The sequence below is a fragment of the Sinomonas soli genome (assembly GCF_054782415.1).
The window spans coordinates 235,514-260,236 of the sequence record NZ_BAAGSN010000011.1 but is presented as its reverse complement, the minus strand read 5'-3'; the positions used below and the strand labels follow the sequence as shown (position 1 = coordinate 260,236).

The following is a 24,723-nucleotide window of genomic DNA, read 5'->3' as shown; positions in this document are numbered from 1 at the left end:
CCCTTCCCACGGCACCGGATCGGCACCCACTTCGACCAGAAAGGCACCGACCATGGCTGTCCTGCCCATCAGGATCATCGGCGACCCAGTGCTGCGCACCGTCGCCGAACCGGTGACGGACTTCGGTCCCGGCCTCAGGCGGCTTGTGGCGGACATGCTCGAGACGATGGAGGACGTCGACGGCGCCGGCCTCGCCGCGCCGCAGGTCGGAGTCAGCCAGCGCGTCTTCACCTACCAGATGGACGGGGTGCGGGGCCACGTCGTCAATCCGGTGCTCGAGCTCTCGGACGAGTTCCAGGAGGACATGGTCGAGGGCTGCCTGAGCATCCCGGGGGTCGCCTTCCCCGTCCGCCGGCGTGCCCGCGCGGTGGTGCGGGGGTCCGACGCGCACGGCGCTCCGATCGAGTTCGAGGCCGAGGGCCTCCTCGCGCGGATCGCCCAGCATGAGACCGACCACCTCGACGGCGTGCTGTTCCCCGACCGCCTCGAGGGCGATGACCGCAGGGCCGCGCTCCGGGCCATCCGCTCGATCGACTACAGCTCCCAGGTCGACAAGACCGTGGGCAAGCGGGCAGCCCGCATCGGTTCCGCGTTCGGGGCCGGCCAGGCAGCACCGGGGTCGGCCTTCGGAGCCGGGCCGCGCCGATGAGAGTGCTCTTCGCGGGCACCCCGCAGGTCGCGGTCCCCTCCCTGGACCGGATCGTCCACGCCGGCTTCGAGGTCGTCGGGGTCCTCACCCGCCCGGACGCACCGCTCGGCCGCAAGCGCATCCTCACGCCCTCCCCGGTCGCCGCCCGCGCCGAGGAGCTCGGGCTCCCGGTCATCAGGGCTGCCCGCATCACCGACGAGGTCGTCGCCCAGCTGGCCGCGTGGTCGCCGGACGTGGCCGCCATCGTCGCCTACGGCGGCATCGTCCCGCCGTCGGCCCTCTCCGTCCCCGCCCACGGCTGGGTCAACCTGCACTTCTCCCTCCTGCCCGCCTGGCGCGGCGCGGCGCCGCTGCAGTACTCGGTCATCCACGGGGACGAGGTGGTCGGCGCCTCGACCTTCCGGCTCGAGGAGGGCCTCGACACAGGACCCGTGTACGGGACGCTCGCTCTGACACCGGAGCCCGGGGCGACGAGCGGGGACCTGTTCGCCGAGCTCGCCGTCAGCGGGGCCGAGCTGCTGTGCCAGACGCTCTCCGGCATCGACGCCGGCCGGCTCGAGCCGCGTCCGCAGGCCGGCGAGCCGACCTTCGCTCCGAAGCTCACACTGGAGGACGGGAGGCTCGACTGGACCCAGCCGGCACTGGCCGTGCACCGCAGGGCGCGCGGCGTCACGCCCGAGCCGGGCGCATGGACGCTTCTGGATGGACAGCGGCTCAAGCTCGAGCCGCCCCGGATGCGGCCGGACGTGGAGGGCCTCGAGCCCGGACACCTCGCGTGGGCCGGCAAGGTCCCCGTGGTCGGCACGGGAACCCATGCCCTCGAACTGACGAGGGTCCAGCCGGCGGGGAAGAAGATGATGGCAGCTGCAGACTGGGCCCGCGGGGCCGGCAACATCGAAGGGACGGTGCTCGGATGAGCGACCGCCGAGGACCGGGCGGAACCGGTCGCCGCGGAGAATCCGAGCGCGAGCCCGGCGGACGCGGGCGCCCGGAGGGAGGGGGTTCGGGGCCGCGGCGCGACACCCACGGGCGCGAGCGCAACCGGGGCCGGGGCGGCCCCCGGCAGTTCAGCTCGCAGGCGCCGAGCCAGCGCTCCCGCGCGGCAGACCCGGCCCGGCTCGTGGCGTTCGAGGTCCTGCGCGCCGTCTCGCGGGACGACGCGTACGCGAACCTCGTCATGCCCCAGAGCATCCGCAAGCACCGGCTGGACCGCCGCGACGCGGCCTTCGCCACCGAGCTCGCCTACGGTGCGCTGCGGGGCCAGGGCACCTACGACGCGATCCTGGCCCTCAACGTCGACCGCCCGCTGTCCCAGCTCGATCCCGCGGTCCTCGACGTCCTGCGTCTCGGCACCCACCAGCTGCTCGCCATGCGCGTCCCGCCGCACGCGGCCCTCAACCAGACGGTCGCCCTGACCCGCGCCGCGGTCGGCGCGGGACCGTCCTCGCTCGTGAACGCCGTGCTCCGCCGCGTGAGCGCGAAGACCTCGGACGAGTGGCTCGCGGAGCTCAGTGCCTCCCAGCCGGACGCGACCGAGCGGGACGCGCTGGCCCACGCGCACCCGGCCTGGATCGTCCGGGCCCTGCGGCAGTCGCTCGTGGCGCACGGGCGCCCCGTTGAGGAGATCACCGAGCTCCTCGATGCCGACAACGCCGCGCCCGTGGTGAACATGGTCGCGCTCCCGGGCCTCGGCCACCTCGAGGAGGCGCTCGACGCGGGCGCCCAGCCAGGCGAGCTCGTCGAGGATTCCGTGCTCTCGGGAGGCGGGGACCTCGGGCGTCTGCCCGGCGTCCGCCAGGGCACCCTGCGGGTCCAGGACGTCGGCTCGCAGCTCGTGGCCCGGGCCGTGGCCGCGGCCCCCATGGAGGGCAGCAGCCGGACGGGGACTGGGGAGGCCTCCGGCGATGGCGCGCGCCCGGAGCGTTGGCTCGACCTCTGTGCCGGCCCCGGGGGCAAGGCCGCGCTGCTGGGCGCCCTCGCGGCGCAGCAGGGTGCAACCGTCCTCGCCAACGAGGTTGCGCCCCACCGGGCCGAGCTCGTGCGCAAGGCACTGGCCCCGGTCCCCGGGTCCGTCTGGGAGGTGCGCACCGGCGACGGACGCGATCTCGGCCGCGAGTGCCCCGGCGTCTTCGACCGCGTGATCGTCGACGCGCCCTGTACCGGCCTCGGGGCGCTCCGTCGGCGTCCGGAGTCCCGGTGGCGGCGTTCGCCGGCCGATCTGGCGGAGCTGGGCCCCCTGCAGCGCGCCCTCCTCGGCTCGGCCATCGACGCGGCGGCGCCGGGCGGCGTCGTCGGCTACATCACCTGTTCGCCGCATCCGGCCGAGACCACCGTGGTCGTGGCCGATGCCCTGAAGCGGCGCCGGGACATCGAACTGCTCGACGCCGGCGCCGCGCTCGACGCCGTCGCGCTGCGCCCCCTCGGCGCCGGGCACGCAGGCACGGCGCAGCTCTGGCCGCACGTCCACGGGACGGACGCCATGTTCCTCGCCCTGTTCCGCAAGCTGCCGGGCGCCACGCCGCCGAAGGAGACCTGAGTGACCTGCCGCATCCACCCGAGCATCCTGTCCGCCGACTTCGTGAACCTTGAGGCGGAGCTGGGCCGGATCGCCACGGCCGACGCCGTCCACGTCGACGTCATGGACAACCACTTTGTGCCGAACTTGACGCTCGGGCTCCCGGTGGTCGAGCGGATCCAGGCCGTCAGCCCCATCCCGCTCGACGCCCATCTCATGATCTCCGACGCCGACCGCTGGGCGCCGCTGTATGCGGACCTCGGCCTCGCGTCCGTCACCTTCCACGCCGAGGCCGCGATCGCCCCCATCAAGCTCGCCCGCGAGCTGAGGGCCCGAGGCTCCAAGGCCGGCATGGCCCTGCGCCCGGCGACGCCGGTGGAGCCGTACCTCGACCTGCTCGCGGAGCTGGACATGCTGCTGATCATGACCGTCGAGCCCGGCTTCGGCGGGCAGGCCTTCCTCGACGTGACGCTCCCCAAGATCCGGCGTGCCCGCGAGGCCGTGGACGGTGCCGGGACGGGCCTCGCGATCCAGGTCGACGGCGGCATCTCCCTCTCGACGATCGAGCGTGCGGCCGAGGCCGGGGCCAATGTCTTCGTGGCAGGCTCCGCGGTCTACGGCGCGGACGACGCCGGCGCGGCCGTCGAGAAGCTGAGGTCCCTCGCCGACGGCGCGGCGAGCGCCTGAGCCCACCCGGCCGCAGTCCCCGTGTGACGCTCGCCGCGCCGTCCGCCGTGGCGTTGTGGCACAATGGGCACTGGCCGTTTGGTTGAACTGTCATCAATGACGCGAGTCGTCGCTGGGACAGCACCGCCTGCGGCCGAAACCAACGAAAACGTGCTCCGGGGTCGGTGAAAGTCCGAACCGGCGGTGATAGTCCGCGACCCGGCGGTCCGCTTGACTCCAAGCGGGACGCCGGTTGAGCCGGTGGAATTCCGGCACCGACAGTCAAAGTCTGGATGGGAGAAGCACGTGCAGTCTGCGGTGCGCTGCGCGCACCGCTTCTGTCGCAACCCCGGAGCCGCTGCGGTGAAGGGAAGGATGGTTGCGATGGACTTCATGCAGTGGCTCTTGTCGGCGCAGATCCCGGTGGCGGGATCCGCGCTCCTCCTCCGCGAGGTGGTCGGCAATGCGTTCGGCCTCGCGAGCGCCCTCGGCGGGATGGCCCGCCGCGTGTGGGCGTGGCCCGTGGGAATCGCGGGCAATCTGGTACTCCTGACGGTCTTCGCCGGGGCGGCCGTGGGGCTCGCCCCCGAGTCCGGCGTCGGGTCCGTGGCCCTGTTCGGCCAGGCCGGGCGGCAGGTGATGTTCCTGGCCGTCTCGGCGTACGGGTGGGTGCAGTGGCACCGCGGCCGCAGCGCATCCGAGGGGGCTGCGGGTGACCACGCGGCGTCTGCCGGCGCCATCGCGCCGCGCTGGGCCGGGAGGCGCAGCCGGCTCGGTCTCGCGCTGGCCATGGTCGCCGGCACGGCCGCCCTCACCCCGCTGTTCTCTGCCCTGGGTTCCTACCCGCCGGTGTGGGCGGACGCGTGGACGTTCATGGGCTCGCTCCTGGCAACCTACGGGATGGCCCGCGGCTGGACCGAGTTCTGGCTCATCTGGGTCGCGGTCGACCTCGTCGGGGTCCCGCTCCTCTTCAGCGCCGGCTACGTGGCCAGCGCTGTCATGTACGCGTTCTACGGCGCATTCACCCTCATCGGCTTCTTCGTCTGGGCGCGGGCCCACCGGCAGACCGCGCGCCGGGGCGCCGGCGAGCCGGCGGCGGCGGCCGCGTGAGCGCCGCGCACGTGGCTCCCGCGGCCCGGCCAGCCGATGCGGACGTCATGGACGACGCCCTCGCCCTGGCCGCCCGCGGCGTGCGCGGGGCGAACCCGCTCGTGGGCGCGATCGCCGTCGGGGCCGACGGCGAGGTCCTCGCCAGAGGCTGGCACCGCGGCGCCGGAACCGCCCACGCGGAGGGGGACGCGATCGCCCAGGCCGCCCAGCGGGGCATCGACCTGACCGGCTCGACGATGTACGTCACCCTCGAGCCCTGCAACCACACGGGCCGCACCGGGCCGTGCGCGCAGGCGCTCATCGCAGCCGGCGTCGCCCGCGTCGTGTACGCGATCGACGACCCCCACGACGTGGCGAGCGGGGGAGCCGCCACCCTCCGCGCCGCAGGCATCGACGTCACGTCCGGGGTGCGGGCCGCCCAGGCCGCGGAGCTCAACCGCCGGTGGCTGGCCGCGGTCTCGGCCCGGCGGCCCTTCGTGACGCTCCACATGGCCCAGACGCTGGACTCCCGCATCGCGGCCGAGGACGGCACCAGCCAGTGGATCACGTGCGACGAGTCCCTCGCGGACAACCACGCCCTCCGCGCGCGGATCGACGCGATCCTCGTCGGAAGCCAGACCGTCGCCGTCGACAACCCGCGCCTCACCGCCCGGGCGGAAGACGGAGCCCTCCTGGCGCACCAGCCCCTCCGCGCGGTCATGGGGCTGAGCACCGTGCCCGAGGACGCCGCGGTCCGCGGCACCGACGGCCGCTTCGTGCACCTGCCCACCCAGGATCCCGCCGAGGCCCTCTCGGCGCTGTTCGCCCGCGGCGTCCGCCACCTCATGGTCGAGGGCGGCGCGCGGATCATCGCGGCGTTCCTCGCCGCCGGCCTCGTCGACGAGCTCATCGTCTACCAGGCACCGACCATCCTCGGCTCGGGGAAGAACGCGGTCGCGGACCTGGGCGTCCGCACCCTCGCCGACGCCCAGCACTGGGACTGGGACGAGTCCGACGGCGGCGCTGTCCGCCGCCTGGGCGCCGACGTCAGGCTGCACCTCGTCCCCGCCGCCACCGCCACCGCATCCGAGAAGGAGACCCACTGATGTTCACCGGAATCATCGCCGAACGCGGCACCGTCGAGGAGGTCCGGCGCTCGGGCGACAGCGCCGTCCTCACCCTCACCGCGCCCACCCTCGCCCGGGACCTGCCCCTCGGCGGCTCGATCGCCGTCGACGGATGCTGCCTCACGGCCGTCACGAACGACGGCACGCGGTTCGCGGTCGATGTGATGGGGGAATCCCTCGCCCGCACCACGATCGGCGCCCTCGCCGCCGGGGACAGGGTGAACCTCGAACGCTGCGTCCCCGCCGGCGGCCGGCTCGACGGCCACGTCGTGCAGGGGCACGTCGACGGCGTCGGCACGCTCCTCGAGCGCGAGCCGCTCGAGAACTGGAACCGGCTCCGGTTCGCCGTGCCCGCGGACCTCGCCCGGTACATCGCGGAGAAGGGCTCGATCGCCGTCGACGGCGTCTCCCTCACCGTGACGGCGGTGAGCGGTCCCGCAGAGCCGGAGCCCTGGTTCGAGGTCGGGCTCATCCCGGCGACCCTCGCCGAGACGGGCCTCGGCGACAAGGCCGTCGGGGCGCCCGTGAACCTCGAGGTCGACGTCCTCGCCAAGTACACCGCGCGGCTCCTGTCCTTCGGCCAGACCGCCCTGGAACAGCCCCGCGCGACGCCAGAGGAGGCCCGCCCGTGACCCGCACCGCCGAGGACATCAGGCTCGAGCCCGTCCAGGCCGCCCTCGACGCGCTCCGCGCCGGCCGCCCCGTGCTGGTGGTCGACGACGAGGACCGGGAGAACGAGGGCGACATCGTCTTCGCGGCCCAGCACGCCACCCCGGCACTCATGGGCTGGACCATCCGCCACTCGTCCGGTGTCATCTGCGTGCCGCTGCCCGCCGAGACGGCCGACCGCCTCGCCCTCCCGCCCATGGTCGAGGACAACCAGGACGCCAAGGGCACCGCGTACACCGTCTCGTGCGACGCGAGGGCCGGCATCTCGACCGGAATCAGCGCCACCGACCGGGCCCGCACCGTCCTCGCCCTCGCCGACCCCGGGGCAGACCCGGGCGACTTCGCCCGGCCGGGGCATATATTCCCGCTGCGTGCAGTTGACGGTGGTGTACTGGTCCGTCAGGGCCACACCGAGGCGGCCGTCGACCTGTGCCGCCTCGCCGGCCTCGCCCCCGTCGGGGTGATCGCCGAAGTGGTCCACGATGACGGCGAGATGATGCGGCTCCCCGCCCTGCGGGCCTTCGCCGACGAGCACGGGTGCCCGCTCATCTCGATCGAGGACCTTGCAGCGCACGTGGCAGCCCTCCGGGGCGGTCGAGGAGGAGACGGATGAGCACGAACACCCCGCACCACCCCGCGCAGCAGGACGGCACACCTCAAGCCACGGTCTCCGGCGGACCGGTCGTGAAGCTGCCCACGGCGTTCGGCGAGTTCATCGCCCAGGCCTGGGTGGACGAGACGACGGGCGCCGAGCACCTCGCCGTGAGCTCGCCCGAGCCGCCGGCCGGCGGGTCCGCCCCGCTGGTGCGCCTCCATTCGGAGTGCCTCACCGGGGATGTCTTCGGCTCCTACCGCTGCGACTGCGGCGAGCAGCTCGCGTACGCCCTCGGCCTCATCAAGGCCCAGGGCGGCACGCTGCTCTACCTCCGCGGGCACGAGGGCCGGGGGATCGGCCTGGCCAACAAGATCAGGGCCTACGCGCTGCAGGAGGACGGCTTCGACACGGTCGAGGCCAACGAGCAGCTCGGACTGCCCGTGGACGCACGCTCCTACACCGCGGCGGCGCTCATCCTGGCCGAGATGGGCCTGACGAGCATCCGGCTCCTGAGCAACAACCCCGACAAGAGGCACCGCCTCGCCAAGGCCGGGGTGCACGTGGTGGAGATGGTGCCCACCGAAGTGCCCTCCCGCGCCGAGAACCTGCGCTACCTCAGGACCAAGAAGGAGCGCATGGACCACCTCCTCAGGCTCGACCTCGAGCACACCGGCCTCCGGGCCATCGGCCAGCCCGACTGACCCCGACCCCACGCCCCCGCGGGCCCATCCAGCGCTCCGGCCACCGGAGCACCACCGACGAAGGAAGACCATCGCATGAGCGGCCACGGCGCCCCCACACTGTCCCTCGACAACCCCGACCTCGCCAGCCTCCGGCTCGCGGTCGTCGCTGCCAGCTGGCACACCCAGATCATGGACGGGCTCGTCGACGGCGCCCTGCGCGCCGCGGCCGAGGCCGGCATCGCCGACCCCACCCTCGTGCGCGTGCCGGGAAGCTTCGAGCTCCCGGTCGCCGCCGCGCGGCTCGCCGGGACGCACGACGCCGTGGTGGCCCTCGGCGTCGTGATCCGCGGGGGCACTCCGCACTTCGAGTACGTGTGCGAGGCGGCCACGGTGGGCCTGACCGACGTGAGCGTCTGCACCGGCGTCCCGGTCGGGTTCGGCGTCCTCACGTGCGATACCGAGGAGCAGGGCATCGACCGCGCCGGCCTTCCCGGATCGAGCGAGGACAAGGGCCACGAGGCGACGACGGCGGCGCTGCTGACCGCCGCCACGCTCCGCGCGCTGTAGCCGGCCGCCCGCGCCGGGCTGTCGGATTCGTCACAGATCGGCGGTCACAGACCCGGTGCCGGTGCGGGCGGCGTCCCGCTCTCCAGTAGGCTTGAGGCCGTGAAGGATTTCGAGACACTGTTCGCCGAGCTCAGCGAGAAGGCCGAGAAGCGCCCGGCCGGATCGCGCACCGTCGCCGAACTGGAGTCCGGAGTGCACGGCATCGGCAAGAAGATCGTCGAAGAGGCCGCCGAGGTGTGGATGGCCGCCGAGTACGAGTCGGACGAGGAAGCGGCCGAGGAGATCTCCCAGCTGCTGTACCACCTCCAGGTGCTCATGCTGGCCAAGGGCCTCTCGCTGCAGGACGTCTACCGCCATCTGTAGCCGCGGCACCTGCCCGGCCACGGCAGGCCACCGCGGCACGGCCGCCTCCGCCTGAAGCCCCACACCCAGAAAGCCCCCCATGCTCCGTGTAGCCGTCCCGAACAAGGGATCACTGTCCGAAGCCGCCTCGTCGATGCTCGCCGAGGCCGGCTACCGCCAGCGCCGAGAAGGGCGCGAACTCGTCATGGTCGACCCCGACAATGACATCGAGTTCTTCTTCCTGCGCCCGCGCGACATCGCGGTCTACGTGGGCCACGGCACGCTCGACGTCGGCATCACCGGGCGTGACCTGCTGCTCGACGCCGAGGTGGATGCCGACGAGCTGCTCGCCCTCGGCTTCGCCGCCTCGACGTTCCGGTTCGCCGGCCCCGTCGGCACGTTCTCGAGCCTCGCGGACCTCGAGGGCAAGCGCGTCGCGACGAGCTACGACGGCCTCGTGCGCCGCTACCTCGGCGAGCGCGGCATCGCTGCCTCCCACGTGGTCCGCCTCGACGGCGCCGTCGAGTCCTCGGTCCGGCTGGGCGTCGCCGACGCGATCGCCGACGTCGTGGAGACCGGCAACACACTCAAGGCCGCCGGGATGGAGGTCTTCGGCGAGCCCCTGCTGCAGTCGGAGGCGGTCCTGATCGGCCGCCCCGGGCACACCCTCCCGGGGATCGACGTGCTCATCCGCCGGCTCCAGGGCGTGCTCGTGGCGCGCCAGTACGTGCTCATGGACTACGACATCCGCAAGGACCTCGTCGAGAAGGCCGCCGCGCTCACGCCGGGCCTCGAGTCGCCAACCGTGTCGCCGCTGCGCGACTCCGAGTGGGTTGCCGTGCGCTCGATGGTCCCCAAGCGCGAGACCAACCGCATCATGGACGAGCTGTACGACCTGGGCGCCCGCGCCATCCTGGTCAGCAGCATCCACGCCTGCCGCATCTAGGGGAGAGGCCGCCATGAGTGTTGCCGTCCGCGTCATCCCATGCCTCGACGTCGACGCCGGCCGCGTCGTCAAGGGCGTGAACTTCCTGAACCTGCGCGATGCCGGCGACCCCGTCGAGCTCGCCCACCGCTACGACACTGCGGGAGCGGACGAGCTCACGTTCCTCGACGTCACCGCCTCCTCCGCCGACCGCCAGACGACGTTCGACGTGGTGCGGCGCACCGCCGAGGAGGTCTTCATCCCGCTCACCGTCGGGGGTGGCGTCCGGGGAGTGGCCGACGTCGACCGCCTCCTCCGTGAGGGGGCGGACAAGGCGTCGATCAACACCGCGGCGATCGCCCGCCCCGAGGTGATCGACGAGATCACCCGCCACTTCGGCTCCCAGGTCCTCGTGCTCTCCGTCGACGCCCGGCGCGTCCAGGACGACGTGGCCACCGCCTCCGGCTTCGAGGTCACCACCCACGGCGGCCGGCGCGGCACGGGCCTCGACGCCGTCGCCTGGGCCAAGGAGGCCGCCGACCGGGGCGTGGGGGAGATCCTGCTCAACTCGATCGACGCCGACGGCACCAAGGAGGGCTTCGACCTCGAGCTCATCCGCCTCATCCGCGCGGCCGTCAAGGTGCCGATCATCGCCTCCGGCGGGGCCGGCGCCCCCGAGCACTTCCCCCCGGCGATCGCAGCGGGCGCGGACGCGGTCCTGGCCGCGTCGATGTTCCACTTCGGCCCCGCCGACATGATCGGCCAGGTCAAGGCGGCGATCCGCGAGGCCGGCTACCCGGTCCGCTAGGAGGCGCTGACCTTCGCGGCCTCGCGCCAGCCCTCGGCGAGGTACGCGGGGACCTCGGCCGGATCCCCGGAGACCAGGGTGACGAGCCACTCGGCGCCCTCGAGGAAGGCCTCCTCGGCGAGGGCCGAGACCACCGCCGCACCGAGCCGTCCGTCGGCGTCGTCCGCGGCGAACTCGAACCCGCCGACCGCTGCCACGCCGTCGCCGAAGGCGATCAGCCCCTTCGCGGCCGGCCGGCCCCAGACGGTGAGCTCCACGGCGTCGTACTCGCCGAGCGGCGCCTCCGAGAGGCCGCCGCCCTCGGGCAGCTTCGGCGGCTGGGGCACGTCCCCGGTCGCGATGGCCAGCACGGTGGCGTCGGCGGGGCCGGCGCCGGCGTGCGGGGCGAGCGCCCGGTCGTCGCCGAGCGCGGCGAAGAGCGGTGCGACGGTGTCCCAGCTGAGCTCGAAGTCAGTCATGGCTCCATCCTGCCACCACGCCGCTGCGCTTCGCGCAGGGGACTCAGTGTCCGATGTCGGCGCTGTCCAGGAGCGCGATCGCGTCCGGCTGGCCCTCGAACGTCACGAGGGCCTGGGCGCGGCGCCCGAAGGCGTGCAGGAGCAGCTCGCCCGGATCCCCGACGATCGCCACGGAGACGGGGGCGCGCTTGGCCACGTGCCGAGGGCCGAGGGTGCTCACGAGCACGACCCCGAGGTCGACGCCGCGGTAGAGGAAGGCGGCCCGCCGCACCACTTCGTCCCAGAGGGCATCCGCGTACGCGCCGTCGAGCGCGCGGGGCGCCCAGCGGTCGCCGGCGCGGCGAACATCCTCGGTGTGCACGAAGAACTCCGCCAGATTGGCGGCCTCGTCGAGTGGCCCGAGGCGCAGGGGGGAGAGTGCCGGGGGACCGGCCCGGAAGTCCTCGACGAGCCGTGCGTAGCGGGCCTCAGAGGACAGGGTGGCCGCGAGCCTGTCCGTGACCTGGTCGGAGGTCCTGGCCCGCGAGGTCATCAGCAGTCCCAGGGCCACGCGGGGGCTGTGCTCCCGCAGGAACAGGTGGGCAGCGAGGTGGCGGGTCCTCCAGCCCTCGCAGAGCGTGGGCGCGTCGGGGCCGGCCGCGAGCAGCGTCTCGGCCAGGACTTCACGCGACGGTTCTACGAAGTGCATCACTGGCGAAACTAGCACGCGCGGGCGCGATGCGCCCGGCCGCCCTCGCGAGCGCGCCGCCCCGGTGCGTGGCCCCGGCGCGGACGACTAGACTTGGGGGGATGTCTGAAGAGAAGCCCCTGCCCGCCGACGCCCCTGCCAGCGCGCTTCCCGCGGCCGTGGCAGCACGCCTGAAGAGAGACGACGCCGGTCTGGTCGCCGCCGTCATCCAGCAGCACGACACGCACGAGGTGCTCATGGTCGGGTGGATGGACGACGAGGCCCTCCACCGCACCCTCACCTCCGGCAGGGTGACCTTCTGGTCCCGGTCCCGGCAGGAGTACTGGCGCAAGGGCGACACGTCCGGGCATGTCCAGTGGGTCAAGTCGGTCGACCTCGACTGCGACGGCGACGCGCTCCTCGTCCGTGTCGACCAGGTCGGCGCGGCCTGCCACACCGGCACCCGGACCTGCTTCGACGGCCGCCGGCTCGACGCGGTCGTCGGCCCCGCCGCCTGACCCGGTCCCGCACCTGGCCGCCCGCGGCGCCTGACCGCCCCGCCCCGGAACCCATCGACCCCACGTCCCGAAAGCGAAGCCCGCACCCCATGAACGACCTCGGAGTGATCAGCCCCACGCTCGAAGAGTTCCGCGCCGTGGCGGCCCACCGCAGGGTGGTCCCCGTGCACCTGCGCGTCCTCGCGGACGCCGAGACGCCCATCAGCCTCTACCGCAAGCTCGCCGCGGGCCGGCCGGGGACGTTCCTGCTCGAGTCCGCGTCGGTGGGCGGCTCCTGGTCGCGCTACTCCTTCATCGGGGCCGCGTCCCGGGCCACCCTGACGAGCCGGGGCGGCCAGGCGCACTGGATCGGGGAGCCCCCGGTCGGCGTCCCGACCACGGGGAACCCGCTCGAGGCCCTGCGCGAGACGGTCGCCGCGCTGCAGACCGAGCGCTTCGAAGGCCTGCCGCCGCTGACCTCCGGCATGGTCGGGTTCGTCGGCTGGGAGGCGGTGCGCCGCTGGGAGCGGCTCGTCTCCCCGCCCGAGGACGACCTCGACCTGCCCGAGCTCGCCATGAACCTGGTCACCGACCTCGTGGCCCACGACAACGTGGACGGGACCCTCACGATCGTGGCCAACGCGATCAACTTCGACAACAGCGACGAGCGCGTGGACGAGGCGTGGCACGACGCCACCGCGAGGCTGCGGCGGATGCTCGCCGCCCTCGCCGAGCCGGCAGCTCCGGCCCTGAGCATCCTCGGCCCGAACGGGGACTACCAGGACAAGGTCGTCCACCAATGGGCCGAACAGGGCTATCTGGATGCGATCGAGCGGGGCAAGCGGGCCATCTACGACGGCGAAGTCTTCCAGGTCGTCATCTCGCGCCGCTTCGAGCTCGAGTGCGACGCCGATCCCCTCGATGTCTACCGTGTGCTCCGCGCCACGAACCCGAGCCCGTACATGTACCTTCTCAGCCTCGAGGACGCGGAGGGCCGCGAGTACTCGATCGTCGGCTCCTCCCCGGAGGCGCTCGTGACGGTCACGGGGGAGCAGGTCGTGACGCACCCGATCGCAGGATCGCGCCCCCGCGGGGCGACCGTGGAGGCGGACAAGGCCCTCGCGGAGGAGCTGCTCGCCGACGAGAAGGAGCGGGCCGAGCACCTCATGCTCGTGGACCTGGCCCGCAACGACCTCTCGAAGGTGTGCCGCCCGGGAACGGTCGAGGTGAGCGAGTTCATGGAGGTCGAGCGGTTCAGCCACATCATGCACCTCGTCTCGACCGTGGACGGCAAGCTCCGCCCCGACGCCAGCGCGTACGACGTGCTGGCCGCGACCTTCCCCGCCGGCACCCTCTCCGGTGCGCCCAAGCCGCGTGCCCTGCGGCTCCTCGACGAGGTCGAGCCGGTGCGCCGGGGCGTCTACGGAGGGGTGGTCGGCTACTTCGACTTCGCGGGCGACCTGGACATGGCGATCGCGATCCGCACGGCGCTCCTGCGCGGCGGCAGGGCCTACGTGCAGTCCGGGGGAGGGATCGTCGCGGACTCCGACCCCGCCGCCGAGGCGCAGGAATCAGTGAACAAGGCCGCGGCCCCGCTGCGGGCCGTCCACACTGCCTCCGCCCTGCGCCCCGCGCAGACCGCGGCCGGCGTCCGGGAAGCCCGGCAGGCCGCCTCGAGGGCCGCCGCGCACGCCGCAGAGGCGGGTACCGTCCGTGGCTGAGACGTCTGTGCGGTCGCCCAGGCCCGTGCCCCGGTGGGCGAGGAAGCCGATCGTGGTCGTCGTGGCGCTCGCCTTCGCGCTCCTTGCCTTCGGCGCGACCACCCAGGTCTGGGTCGACGCCGAGGTGCAGGGCTCGGCGGTGCGCACGGCGCACCTGAGCGTGCAGGGCAGCAAGGCGGCGACGTCGGTCTCGGCGCTCGCCCTCGTGGGCCTCGCGGGCACACTCGCGGCCGCCGTCGCGGGACGGGTCGGCCGCGCGGTGGCGAGCGCCGTCGTCGTCCTCGCCGGCGCCGGGGTCGCCGCCGCCTGCGCCGCGGTCCTGGCGGATCCGCGGGGCGCCGCCGAGGGGTCGATCGCCCAGGCCACCGGCCTGGCCGGGTCCCAGGCCTCCGTGGCGCTCACCCCGTACCCGGCCCTTGCCGCGGCCGCCGGGGCGCTGCTGGCCCTCTCCGGGATCCTGCTCGTCATCGCCGCCCGCCGCTGGCCGCTGCGCACGCGGTACGACGCCGGCCGCACCCCGGCCGCCGGCACCGCCCGCGGCGCCGCCGGAGCGGACGCGGACCGCGCCGGGGCCGTCGACGGCATCGATGGATGGGACAGCCTCTCGCGCGGCGAGGACCCGACCGACTGAGCCGCCACATGGCGTCTGCACGACGCCGGAGATGGCAGAATGGCCGTAGTACCGCAATGGAGGAGAAGAGATGAGCAACACGCACAGTTCGCAGGCCGGCGCCAACGAGGTCACGTCGAGCGAGGACCTCGGGCACGGCAACAGCCCCGCGGCCTGGACGTGCGTCTTCGTCATGATGATCGGCGCGATCGTCTCGTGCATCGGCTTCGTCATTGCGTCCAACCCCGTCTTCTGGGGCGGCGTCGTGGTCATCGCGATCGGGCTGATCGTCGGCTGGGCCATGCGCAAGGCGGGCTACGGGGTCGGCGGCAGCAAGCTCAAGAACCAGCACTGATGCCCACGGTCCTCGACGACATCATCGACGGCGTCCGCGAGGACCTCGCGGAGCGGGTCCGGCAGGTCCCGGGCGCCGAGGTCGAGGCCGCGGCGGCCGCGCGCCCCGCAGCCCTGGACGCGTGGGCGGCGCTCGGCGGCGGGATTCCGGCGGGGGAGCTGCGCGTCATCGCCGAGGTGAAGCGCAAGAGCCCGTCCAAGGGCGCCCTCGCGGCCATCGCCGACCCCGCGGCCCTGGCGGCCCAGTACGAGCATGGCGGCGCCTCGGTGATCAGCGTCCTGACGGAGCAGCGCCGCTTCAACGGCAGCCTGGCCGACCTCGACGCCGTCCGCGCTGCCGTCACGATCCCGGTGCTCCGCAAGGACTTCACCGTCGACGAGTACCAGGTCCACGAGGCCCGGGCCCACGGGGCCGACCTCGTGCTCCTCATCGTCGCGGCGCTCGACGACGCGCGGCTGCGCGGTCTGCTCGACCTCACCCACGCCCTGGGGATGAACGCGCTCGTCGAGACCCACACCGACGAGGAGATCGACCGGGCGGCCGCCGCGGGCGCCCGCATCGTCGGCGTCAACGTGCGCAACCTCAAGACCCTCGACGTCGACCGGACCGTCTTCGGACGGCTCGCGGGCCGGCTCCCCGAGGGCGCGGTCGCTGTGGCCGAGTCGGGCGTGCAGGGCCCCGAGGACATCGCCTACTACGCCGGCCTCGGCGCCGGGGCCGTGCTCGTGGGCGAGGCGCTCGTGACGCACGGTGACCCCCTGGCGCGGATCCAGGACTTCAAGCGCGCGGGCGCGGCGGCCATCGCCGGACGACTCGCGGCGCAGCAGGAGACAGCGCACTAGCAGCAGGAGACAGCGCACTAGGAGACACGGCGCAGCCACGGCGGGCGCCGGAAGGAAGGTAGGACTGGTGGGCGAGACCATGCCAGCAGGCAGCCCCGGCAGCGGGGACGACACGACGAGGACCGGGGCCGAGGCCGCCGTGGCGGAGGAGTTCCTCTCCGGCAGCCTGCGGCACGCCCCGGGCCCGTACTTCGGATCCTACGGCGGCCGATGGATGCCCGAATCGCTCATCGCCGCCCTCGACGAGCTGGACGACACGTTCGAGAAGGCGAAGGCCGACCCAGAGTTCCTGGCCCAGATCGCCGACCTGAACCGCAACTACTCGGGCCGCCCGTCACTCCTGACGGAGGCCAAGCGGTTCTCCGAGCACGCCGGGGGCGTCCGGATCTTCCTCAAGCGCGAGGACCTGAACCACACCGGCTCGCACAAGATCAACAACGTCCTCGGGCAGGCGCTCCTGGCCAAGCGCATGGGCAAGACGCGCCTCATCGCCGAGACGGGCGCCGGCCAGCACGGCGTCGCGAGCGCCACCGCGGCGGCGCTGATGGGCATGGAGTGCGTCGTCTACATGGGCGCCGAGGACTGCCGTCGCCAGGCCCTCAATGTGGCCAGGATGCAGCTGCTAGGCGCGGAGGTCGTTCCGGTCACGAACGGCTCGCAGACGCTCAAGGACGCCATCAACGACGCCCTGCGCGACTGGGTGGCCAACGTCCAGACCACCCACTACCTCCTCGGCACCGCGGCGGGTGCCCACCCGTTCCCCGCGATGGTCCGCTTCTTCCACGAAGTGATCGGCGAGGAGGCCCGCGAGCAGATCCTCGCCCAGACCGGGCGCCTGCCGGACGCCGTGTGCGCGTGCGTGGGCGGGGGCTCGAACGCGATCGGCATCTTCCACGGGTTCCTCGACGACCCGTCCGTCAGGCTGTACGGCCTCGAGGCCGGCGGCCGCGGCGTCCAGACCGGCCACCACGCCGCAACCATCACGCTCGGCCGCCCGGGCGTGCTCCACGGAGCCCGCACGTACCTCATGCAGGACGAGGACGGCCAGACGGTGGAGTCCGAGTCGATCTCGGCGGGCCTGGACTACCCGGGCGTCGGTCCCGAGCACTCCTACCTGCACGACATCGGCCGGGTCACCTACGAGCCGATCACCGACGCCGAGGCCATGGACGCCTTCAGGCTCCTGTGCCGCACGGAGGGGATCATCCCCGCCATCGAGTCCTCGCATGCGCTGGCCGGGGCCATCAAGGTCGGCCAGCGTCTCGCCGAGGAGGGCGGCGACCCGCACGAGCGGATCGTGATCGTGAACCTCTCGGGCCGCGGCGACAAGGACGTGCAGACGGCCGCCGAGTGGTTCGGCATGCTGGACGAGAACGGGCAGGTCAAGGGCACCACCCTGTCCACCCGCCGCCCCAAGGGGACCGTCGCACATGCAGGAGAGGACGCCGTCGGCGAGGCCGGCGATCAGGACGACACCGAGGAGGGCATCGCGTGAGCAAGGTCGCCGACGTCATCGACAGGGCCAAGGCGGAGGGCCGCGCCGCCCTCGTCGGGTACCTCCCCGCCGGCTACCCGAGCGTGCAGGAGAGCATCGACGCCGCGATCGCCCTCGCCCGCAACGGCGCCGACATCATCGAGATCGGCATCCCCTACTCCGATCCGGTCATGGACGGCAGCGTCATCCAGGCGGCCACCACCGAGGCGCTGGCCAAGGGCTTCCATGTGGCCAGCGTGTTCGAGGTCGTCAAGGCCGTCACGGAGGCCACCGCGGACCTGGGGACTGCCGTGCTCGTGATGACCTACTGGAACCCGGTCATGCGGATGGGCGTCGCCGACTTCGCCCGACGGCTCGCGGAGGCGGGGGGATCGGGCCTCATCACGCCCGACCTGGTCCCTGACGAGGCCGAGGAGTGGTTCGAGGCCTCCGACCAGTACGGCCTCGACCGGGTCTTCCTCGTCGCGCCGTCCACGAGCCCCGAGCGCATGGCCAAGACCGTCGCGGCGACCCGCGGATTCACCTACGCCGTCTCCCTCATGGGGGTCACGGGGGCCCGCACCGCCGTCGACTCCGCGGCGCGGGCTGTCGTCGACGCGGCCCGGGCGGCCGGCGCGCCCCGCGTGTGCGTCGGGCTCGGCGTCTCGAACGCCGAGCAGGTCCGCGAGATCGGCGCCTACGCCGACGGCGTGATCGTCGGCACGGCGCTCGTGGCCGCGCTGCGGGACGGCGGCCCCGACGCGGTCGGCGCCCTCGCGGCCGAGCTGAGCGCCGGCCTCGCGCGCACCGCCGCCCAGGCCTGAGCGGGCCGGCGCGGCCGCCCCATGAGGGGCCGGCCGCGCCGGTCTCCCGGGGGAGCGCGGCGGCCCCTCCACCCACTGAGACGGCCGCGCGTCATCTTCAGTCCGGCATCCGGACACTTCCGTCTCGGCATGCGGCAGCGTGGTAGTCTAGCGGCTAGTCGAGACGGCTCCAACGCTCGGCGGCCCGCACCTGAGGCCGCCCGCGAGTCCTGCGGCAGCCGACCGGCCGACTGGCAGGGGGGAGCCGCGGCCGCTCCATACCGGGCCACCGCCCGGGCGGCTCGTCCCCCCACAATGACGTGGGCCAACCGGTCCTTCCGCACAGCGCAGGGAGGACGCCAGCGTATTGCCGTGCTGCCGGCGGGCCGTTTCGCCCCGTACGGGCCGGCCATACAATTCCAGTAATCAGCGCCTTGCTGTGCCCTCACCGCGGCCAGCATTGCGGGGCCAACGTTGTCCCCTGTCGCGAATCGACCAGGAGGAAGGACGTTACGTCATGACTCACCCGACCCACGGCGCCGCAGCGCAGGAGCCCGAGACGGTGATCTCGCCCTTCGAGCGCTTCGCCGCACTGCCTCCCTCCTCGGGGCTCTACAACGCCGACGCCGAGAAGGACGCCTGCGGTCTCGCGATCGTCGCGACCCTGCGCGGCGAGGCCGGCCATGACATCGTCGACGCCGCGCTGCACGCCCTGCGCGCGCTCGAGCACCGCGGTGCTGTCGGCGCCGACGAGGGCACGGGCGACGGCGCGGGCCTCCTGAGCCAGATCCCGGACGAGTTCTTCCGCGCCGTCGTCGACTTCGAACTCCCGGCCCCGGGACAGTACGCCGTCGGCATCGCCTTCCTCCCCACCGAGGACCGCGAGGCGGCCACCGCCCGCGCCGGCATCGAGTCGCTCGCGGAGGCCGAGGGCCTGGCGGTCCTCGGCTGGCGCAGCGTCCCCGTGGTCGGCGAGCTGGTCGGCGCGATGGCGCGCGCCTGCATGCCGCGCTTCGAGCAGCCGTTCCTGGCCTCGGCCACCGGCGAAGATCTCGGCCGCAACGACCTGGACGCCCGCGCGTGGCGCATCCGCAAGCGCGCCCAGAACAAGTACGGGGTCTACTTCCCGTCGCTGTCCTCGCGCACCATCGTGTACAAGGGCATGCTCACCACCGCCCAGCTTGAGCCGTTCTACCCGGACCTGTCCGACCAGCGCTTCGCGACGAAGCTCGCCATCGTGCACTCGCGGTTCTCCACGAACACCTTCCCGTCCTGGCCGCTCGCGCAGCCGTTCCGCACGATCGCGCACAACGGCGAGATCAACACGGTCAAGGGCAACCGCAACTGGATGCGCGCGCGCCAGTCGCAGCTGAGCAGCCCCCTCCTCGGTGATGTGCCCGAGGAGCTGTTCCCGATCTGCACCCCGGGAGCCTCCGACTCGGCCTCGTTCGACGAGGTCGCGGAGCTGCTGTGGCTCTCGGGCCGCCCGATCACGCACTCGATCATGATGATGATCCCCGAGGCGTGGGAGAACCACGTCTCCATGGATCCCGCCCGCCGCGCGTTCTACGAGTACCACTCGCTCCTCATGGAGCCGTGGGACGGCCCGGCCGCCGTCTCCTTCACCGACGGCACCCTCGTGGGCGCCACCCTGGACCGCAACGGCCTGCGCCCCTGCCGCTACTGGGTGACCGAGGACGGCCTTGTCGTCTTCGCCTCGGAAGTCGGCGTGGTCGACGTCGAGCCGGCCAACGTGGTCAAGAAGGGCCGCGTCTCGCCGGGCAAGATGTTCGTGGTCGACACGGAGGCCGGCCGCATCATCGACGACGAGGAGGTCAAGGCCGAGATCGCCGGTACCAACCCCTGGGCCGAGTGGCTCAAGGGCAACGTCATCCGCCTCGACGAGCTCCCCGAGCGCGAGCACGTGGTCCACACCCCGCAGTCGGTCAACGTGCGCCAGCGCACCTTCGGGTACACCCAGGAGGAGCTGCGCATCCTCGTCGGGCCGATGGCCCGCACCGGTGCGGAACCGATCGGCGCCATGGGCACCGACACCCCGGTCGCCGTCCTGTCGAAGCGCCCCCGCCTGCTCTTCGACTACTTCGTGCAGTCGTTCGCCCAGGTGACCAACCCTCCGCTGGACGCCATCCGCGAGGAGCTCGTGACGAGCCTCAACGGGGCGATCGGACCCAACGGCAACCTCCTGGGCACCGGCCGCGTAAAGGAGCGGCAGGTTGTCCTGCCGTTCCCCGTGATCAACAACGACCAGCTCGCGAAGATCGCCAACATGGTCTCCGAGACCGGCGAGAACGCGGGAGACCGCATCGCGATCAAGATCCGCGGGCTCTACCGGCCCGACGGCGGCGAGGCCGCCCTGCGCGCCCGGCTCACCGAGATCTGCGAGCAGGTCTCCGGCGCGATCAACCGCGGCGTGCAGTACGTGGTCCTCTCGGACCGCGACTCGAACGCGCAGTGGGCCCCGATCCCGTCGCTCCTGCTCCTCTCCGCGGTCCACCACCACCTCCTCCGCAGCGCCAACCGCACCAAGACCGCCCTCGTGGTCGAGGCCGGCGACGTCCGCGAGGTCCACCACGTCGCGGTCCTCCTCGGCTACGGCGCCTCCGCGGTCAACCCCTACCTCGCCATGGAGAGCGTCGAGGAGCTCATCCGCTGCGGCGAGCTGCCGGGCGTGAGCGCCGAGGACGGCGTCTACAACCTCATCAAGGGCCTGGGCAAGGGCGTCCTGAAGATCATGTCCAAGATGGGCATCTCGACGGTAGCCTCCTACTGCGGGGCCCAGACGTTCGAGGCCCTCGGCCTGTCGCAGGACCTCGTCGACGAGTTCTTCGCCGGCACCCACAGCCAGCTGGGCGGCGTCGGCCTCGACGTGATCGCGGCCGAGGTCGCGGCGCGCCACGAGATGGCCTACCCGCCCTCCGGCATCGAGCAGCCGCACCGGCCCCTCCTGGGCGGCGGCGAGTACCAGTGGCGCCGCGACGGTGAGCCCCACCTGTTCAATCCGGAGACCGTGTTCCGGCTCCAGCACTCGACCCGGGAGCGCCGCTACGATGTCTTCAAGGCCTACACCGAGGGGATCGACGACCAGTCCCGCAACCTCATGACCCTGCGCGGCCTCATGCGGTTCAAGGAGGGCCTGCGCCCGGCCCTCCCGATCGAGGAGGTCGAGCCGGTCTCCTCGATCGTCAAGCGCTTCTCCACCGGGGCGATGAGCTACGGCTCGATCTCCAAGGAGGCCCACGAGACGCTCGCGATCGCGATGAACCGCCTCGGCGGCAAGTCGAACACGGGCGAGGGCGGCGAGGACGTCGACAGGCTGCTCGACCCCGAGCGCCGGTCGGCCATCAAGCAGGTCGCGTCGGGCCGGTTCGGCGTGACGAGCCTCTACCTGACCAACGCGGACGACATCCAGATCAAGATGGCCCAGGGCGCCAAGCCCGGCGAGGGCGGCCAGCTCATGGCCCAGAAGGTCTACCCGTGGGTGGCGCGCACGCGCCACTCGACCCCGGGCGTGGCCCTCATCTCGCCCCCGCCGCACCACGACATCTACTCGATCGAGGACCTCGCCCAGCTCATCTACGACTGCAAACGCGCCAACCCGAGCGCCCGCGTGCACGTCAAGCTCGTCTCCGAGGTGGGCATCGGCACCGTTGCCGCCGGCGTGACGAAGGCGAAGGCCGACGTCGTGCTCGTCTCCGGGCACGACGGCGGGACCGGCGCCTCGCCGCTGAACTCGCTCAAGCACGCGGGGGTGCCCTGGGAGCTCGGCCTCGCCGAGACCCAGCAGACGCTCATGCTCAACGGGCTGAGGGACCGCGTGGTCGTCCAGGTCGACGGGCAGCTCAAGACCGGCCGCGACGTCGTCATCGCCGCCCTCCTGGGCGCCGAGGAGTTCGGCTTCGCCACCACCGCCCTCGTGGTCTCCGGCTGCATCATGATGCGCGTCTGCCACCTCGACACGTGCCCGGTGGGTGTCGCGACACAGAACCCCGAGCTGCGGGCCCGCTTCACCGGCAAGCCGGAGTTCGTGGTCAACTTCTTCGAGTTCATCGCCGAGGAGATCCGCGAGATCCTCGCCCGTCTGGGCTTCCGCTCGATCGAGGAGGCCATCGGCCACTCCGAGGTCCTCGAGGCCAAGGACGCGATCGACCACTGGAAGGCCGAGGGCCTGGACCTGACCCCGATCCTCGCCGGCCTCGACTTCGACGAGGACGCGCCCCTGCGGAACACGACCGGCCAGAACCACGAGCTCGAGAAGCACTTCGACGTGAGGCTCATCGAGCTCGCCGCCGAGGCGCTCGCGGACCGCACCCCGGTCAAGATCAGCCTGCCCGTGGTCAACACGGACCGCTCGGTCGGCACGATGCTCGGCCACCGCGTCACGAAGACGTTCGGCATCGAGACCCTCGGCACCGACACGATCGATGTCACGCTCACCGGCACGGCGGGCCAGTCCCTCGGCGCGTTCCTCCCGACGGGCATCACGCTGCGCCTGTTCGGCGATTCCAACGACTACGTCGGCAAGGGCCTCTCCGGCGGCCGGATCATCGTCCGGCCCGACCGCACCAACGTGTTCCCCGCGGAGCACAACGTGATCGCGGGCAACGTGATCGGCTACGGTGCCACCGGCGGCGAGCTGTTCCTCCGCGGACAGGTCGGCGAGCGGTTCCTGGTGCGCAACTCCGGCGCGACCGCCGTCGTCGAGGGCATCGGCGACCACGGCTGCGAGTACATGACCGGCGGCCAGGCGCTCATCCTCGGACGCACCGGGCGGAACTTCGGCGCCGGCATGTCCGGCGGCACCGCCTTCGTGCTCGACCTCAAGCCGAGCCGCGTGAACAAGCAGGCCCTCGACTCCGGGGACCTGCAGCTGATCGAGCTCGACGACGAGGACCGCGACATCGTCCGGAACCTGCTCGTCAAGCACATCGAGGAGACCGAATCCGCCCACGCCCAGCGGCTCCTCGACAATTTCGACGACACCGCGGCCAGGATCACCAAGGTCCTCCCGCGCGACTATGCAGCGGTGCTGCAGACCCGTCTGACGGCCCTCGAGGAGGGCCTGGATCCGGACGGCGAAGAAGTTTGGTCTCGCATCCTGGAGGTGACCGGTGGCTGACCCACGCGGATTCATGAAAGTGCGCCAGCGTGAAACGCAGCAGCGGCGCCCCGTCCCGGTCCGCATCATGGACTGGAAGGAAGTGTACGAGGCCCGGCAGGAGGGCACCGTCCTCCGCCGGCAGGCCTCCCGCTGCATGGACTGCGGCGTGCCGTTCTGCCACCACGGGTGCCCGCTCGGGAACCTCATCCCCGAGTGGAACGACCTCACCCGGCGCGGCGAGGGCCAGGACGCCTCGGAACGGCTGCACGCGACCAACAACTTCCCCGAGTTCACCGGACGGCTCTGCCCGGCCCCCTGTGAGAGCGCCTGCGTCCTCGGCATCAACCAGCCGGCCGTGACCATCAAGCAGATCGAGGTCTCGATCGCCGAGGAGGCGTTCGACGCCGGCTGGGTCGAGCCGCTCCCGCCGGCTCGCCTCACGGGCAAGACCGTCGCGGTCGTCGGCTCCGGCCCGGCCGGGCTGGCCGCCGCCCAGCAGCTCACCCGGATCGGCCACACCGTCGCGGTCTACGAGCGGGACGACCGCATCGGCGGACTGCTGCGGTACGGCATCCCGGACTTCAAGATGGAGAAGGACGTCATCGACCGCCGCCTCGCCCAGATGCAGGCGGAGGGGACCCGATTCCGCACGGGCGTCGAGGTGGGCAAGGACGTCAGCTGGGACCAGCTGCGCAGGCGCTACGACGCCGTCGTCATCGCGACCGGCGCCACCGTGCCGCGCGACCTGCCGATCCCCGGCCGCCACCTCGACGGGGTCCACTACGCGATGGACTACCTCGTGCAGTCCAACCGGGCAGTCGCGGGGGACACCGTGCCCGGCCAGATCGACGCCCGGGGCAAGCACGTGGTCATCCTCGGCGGCGGCGACACCGGCGCCGACTGCATCGGCACCGCCCACCGCCAGCAGGCCGCCTCGGTGACGACCCTCGCCATCGGCAAGCAGCCCCCGGCCGAGCGGCCCGCCCACCAGCCCTGGCCGATGTTCCCGACCCTCTTCGAGGTCGCCACAGCCCACGAGGAGGGCGGCGAGCGGACCTACCTCGCCTCGACCGTCGAGTTCGTGGGAGAGAACGGCCGGCTCGCCGGCATCAAGGTCGCCGAGACCGAGTACGTCGACGGCCGCCGCCTGCCCAAGGCCGGCACGGAGCGGATCATCCCCGCGGACCTCGTGCTCCTCGCGCTCGGCTTCACCGGCGCCGAGCCTGCCGGCATCGCCGAGCAGGTCGAGGCCGGCTTCGACGACCGCGGGAACGTCGCCCGCGACGCCGACTACATGACGGAGGTGCCCGGCATCTTCGTGGCGGGCGACGCCGGCCGCGGCCAGTCGCTCATCGTCTGGGCGATCGCGGAGGGCCGCGCCGCTGCGGCAGCCGTGGACCGCCACCTCATGGGCTCGACCATCCTGCCGGCGCCCGTCGCGCCGTCCGATCGGGCCATCACGGTCCTGTGAGGCGCGGGGCTCCCGGCCCCGCGCCGGGAGCCGCGCTCCTCCCCAGCTGTTCACATCCCCAGCAACCGCTG

General features: G+C 72.7%; 24 protein-coding genes and 1 riboswitch. Of the genes, 22 read left to right on the top strand and 2 right to left on the bottom strand.

From position 1 onward, the window contains the following. Positions 1-52: 52 nt before the first annotated feature. From def to hisF, 13 genes are all read left to right on the top strand, one after another. Positions 53-649 (top strand): peptide deformylase, encoded by a 597-nt coding sequence (gene def, locus ACYVKZ_RS10990; RefSeq protein ID WP_460992294.1) that lies wholly within the window; start codon positions 53-55, stop codon positions 647-649. Beyond that, a complete protein-coding gene (gene fmt, locus ACYVKZ_RS10985; protein WP_460992293.1) occupies positions 646-1,566 on the top strand; it encodes a methionyl-tRNA formyltransferase in 921 nt (306 codons plus the stop codon). Before def ends, fmt begins: the two co-directional genes overlap by 4 nt. Beyond that, a complete protein-coding gene (locus tag ACYVKZ_RS10980) occupies positions 1,563-3,185 on the top strand; it encodes an RsmB/NOP family class I SAM-dependent RNA methyltransferase (RefSeq protein ID WP_460992292.1) in 1,623 nt (540 codons plus the stop codon). The genes fmt and ACYVKZ_RS10980 overlap by 4 nt, the downstream gene beginning before the upstream one ends. Next, entirely contained in the window at positions 3,186-3,851 is a 666-nt protein-coding gene (gene rpe, locus ACYVKZ_RS10975; RefSeq protein WP_460992291.1) for a ribulose-phosphate 3-epimerase, read from the top strand. It abuts the gene before it with no gap. 147 nt (positions 3,852-3,998) lie between these two features. After that, a riboswitch (FMN riboswitch) is annotated at positions 3,999-4,139 on the top strand. A 75-nt stretch (positions 4,140-4,214) separates the two neighbouring features. Continuing rightward, entirely contained in the window at positions 4,215-4,940 is a 726-nt protein-coding gene (gene pnuC / locus ACYVKZ_RS10970) for a nicotinamide riboside transporter PnuC (protein ID WP_460992290.1), read from the top strand. Between the two features lie 47 nt (positions 4,941-4,987). Further along, on the top strand, positions 4,988-6,025 hold the full coding sequence (gene ribD / locus ACYVKZ_RS10965; RefSeq protein WP_460992459.1) for a bifunctional diaminohydroxyphosphoribosylaminopyrimidine deaminase/5-amino-6-(5-phosphoribosylamino)uracil reductase RibD: 1,038 nt from the start codon (positions 4,988-4,990) through the stop codon (positions 6,023-6,025). After that, positions 6,025-6,678: a riboflavin synthase gene (locus ACYVKZ_RS10960; protein ID WP_460992289.1), complete on the top strand. Its 654-nt coding sequence runs from the start codon at positions 6,025-6,027 to the stop codon at positions 6,676-6,678. The genes ribD and ACYVKZ_RS10960 overlap by 1 nt, the downstream gene beginning before the upstream one ends. After that, positions 6,675-7,328, top strand: a complete 654-nt coding sequence (gene ribB / locus ACYVKZ_RS10955) for a 3,4-dihydroxy-2-butanone-4-phosphate synthase (RefSeq protein ID WP_460992288.1) — start codon at positions 6,675-6,677, stop codon at positions 7,326-7,328. The genes ACYVKZ_RS10960 and ribB overlap by 4 nt, the downstream gene beginning before the upstream one ends. Next, entirely contained in the window at positions 7,325-8,011 is a 687-nt protein-coding gene (gene ribA, locus ACYVKZ_RS10950) for a GTP cyclohydrolase II (RefSeq protein WP_460992287.1), read from the top strand. The genes ribB and ribA overlap by 4 nt, the downstream gene beginning before the upstream one ends. Positions 8,012-8,086: 75 nt before the next feature. After that, complete coding sequence (gene ribH / locus ACYVKZ_RS10945) at positions 8,087-8,560, top strand: 6,7-dimethyl-8-ribityllumazine synthase (protein ID WP_460992286.1); 474 nt, start codon at positions 8,087-8,089, stop codon at positions 8,558-8,560. A 99-nt stretch (positions 8,561-8,659) separates the two neighbouring features. Continuing rightward, positions 8,660-8,923: a phosphoribosyl-ATP diphosphatase gene (locus ACYVKZ_RS10940; RefSeq protein ID WP_307006235.1), complete on the top strand. Its 264-nt coding sequence runs from the start codon at positions 8,660-8,662 to the stop codon at positions 8,921-8,923. A gap of 79 nt (positions 8,924-9,002) precedes the next feature. Next, positions 9,003-9,848, top strand: a complete 846-nt coding sequence (hisG, locus tag ACYVKZ_RS10935; RefSeq protein ID WP_460992285.1) for an ATP phosphoribosyltransferase — start codon at positions 9,003-9,005, stop codon at positions 9,846-9,848. Between the two features lie 13 nt (positions 9,849-9,861). After that, positions 9,862-10,635 carry an imidazole glycerol phosphate synthase subunit HisF gene (hisF, locus tag ACYVKZ_RS10930; protein WP_460992284.1) on the top strand — a complete coding sequence of 258 codons (774 nt, stop codon included), beginning with the start codon at positions 9,862-9,864 and terminating at the stop codon, positions 10,633-10,635. Here hisF and ACYVKZ_RS10925 read toward each other — a convergent pair. Together ACYVKZ_RS10925 and ACYVKZ_RS10920 are read right to left on the bottom strand one after the other, a co-directional pair. Next, positions 10,632-11,093 (bottom strand): hypothetical protein, encoded by a 462-nt coding sequence (locus tag ACYVKZ_RS10925; RefSeq protein WP_460992283.1) that lies wholly within the window; start codon positions 11,091-11,093, stop codon positions 10,632-10,634. The genes hisF and ACYVKZ_RS10925 overlap by 4 nt on opposite strands. A gap of 43 nt (positions 11,094-11,136) precedes the next feature. Further along, positions 11,137-11,781, bottom strand: a complete 645-nt coding sequence (locus tag ACYVKZ_RS10920; RefSeq protein ID WP_460992282.1) for a TIGR03085 family metal-binding protein — start codon at positions 11,779-11,781, stop codon at positions 11,137-11,139. A gap of 101 nt (positions 11,782-11,882) precedes the next feature. On the opposite strand from ACYVKZ_RS10920, the gene hisI reads away from it, so the two are divergent. The 9 genes from hisI to ACYVKZ_RS10875 all read left to right on the top strand — a co-directional run bounded on the left by hisI (position 11,883) and on the right by ACYVKZ_RS10875 (position 24,652). Beyond that, positions 11,883-12,278: a phosphoribosyl-AMP cyclohydrolase gene (hisI, locus tag ACYVKZ_RS10915; protein WP_066497590.1), complete on the top strand. Its 396-nt coding sequence runs from the start codon at positions 11,883-11,885 to the stop codon at positions 12,276-12,278. An 89-nt stretch (positions 12,279-12,367) separates the two neighbouring features. Further along, positions 12,368-13,978: an anthranilate synthase component I gene (locus ACYVKZ_RS10910; protein WP_460992281.1), complete on the top strand. Its 1,611-nt coding sequence runs from the start codon at positions 12,368-12,370 to the stop codon at positions 13,976-13,978. After that, entirely contained in the window at positions 13,971-14,609 is a 639-nt protein-coding gene (locus ACYVKZ_RS10905; protein ID WP_460992280.1) for a Trp biosynthesis-associated membrane protein, read from the top strand. The genes ACYVKZ_RS10910 and ACYVKZ_RS10905 overlap by 8 nt, the downstream gene beginning before the upstream one ends. Positions 14,610-14,679: 70 nt before the next feature. After that, entirely contained in the window at positions 14,680-14,943 is a 264-nt protein-coding gene (locus ACYVKZ_RS10900) for an HGxxPAAW family protein (RefSeq protein ID WP_307006226.1), read from the top strand. Beyond that, positions 14,943-15,785: an indole-3-glycerol phosphate synthase TrpC gene (gene trpC, locus ACYVKZ_RS10895; protein ID WP_460992279.1), complete on the top strand. Its 843-nt coding sequence runs from the start codon at positions 14,943-14,945 to the stop codon at positions 15,783-15,785. Before ACYVKZ_RS10900 ends, trpC begins: the two co-directional genes overlap by 1 nt. A 79-nt stretch (positions 15,786-15,864) precedes the next feature. Continuing rightward, positions 15,865-17,280 (top strand): tryptophan synthase subunit beta, encoded by a 1,416-nt coding sequence (gene trpB, locus ACYVKZ_RS10890; RefSeq protein WP_460992458.1) that lies wholly within the window; start codon positions 15,865-15,867, stop codon positions 17,278-17,280. Then, entirely contained in the window at positions 17,277-18,083 is an 807-nt protein-coding gene (gene trpA, locus ACYVKZ_RS10885) for a tryptophan synthase subunit alpha (protein ID WP_460992278.1), read from the top strand. Before trpB ends, trpA begins: the two co-directional genes overlap by 4 nt. A gap of 496 nt (positions 18,084-18,579) precedes the next feature. After that, positions 18,580-23,199, top strand: coding sequence for a glutamate synthase large subunit (gene gltB / locus ACYVKZ_RS10880; protein WP_460992277.1), 4,620 nt, complete (start codon positions 18,580-18,582; stop codon positions 23,197-23,199). After that, positions 23,192-24,652 (top strand): glutamate synthase subunit beta, encoded by a 1,461-nt coding sequence (locus tag ACYVKZ_RS10875; protein ID WP_460992276.1) that lies wholly within the window; start codon positions 23,192-23,194, stop codon positions 24,650-24,652. Before gltB ends, ACYVKZ_RS10875 begins: the two co-directional genes overlap by 8 nt. Positions 24,653-24,723 lie beyond the last annotated feature (71 nt).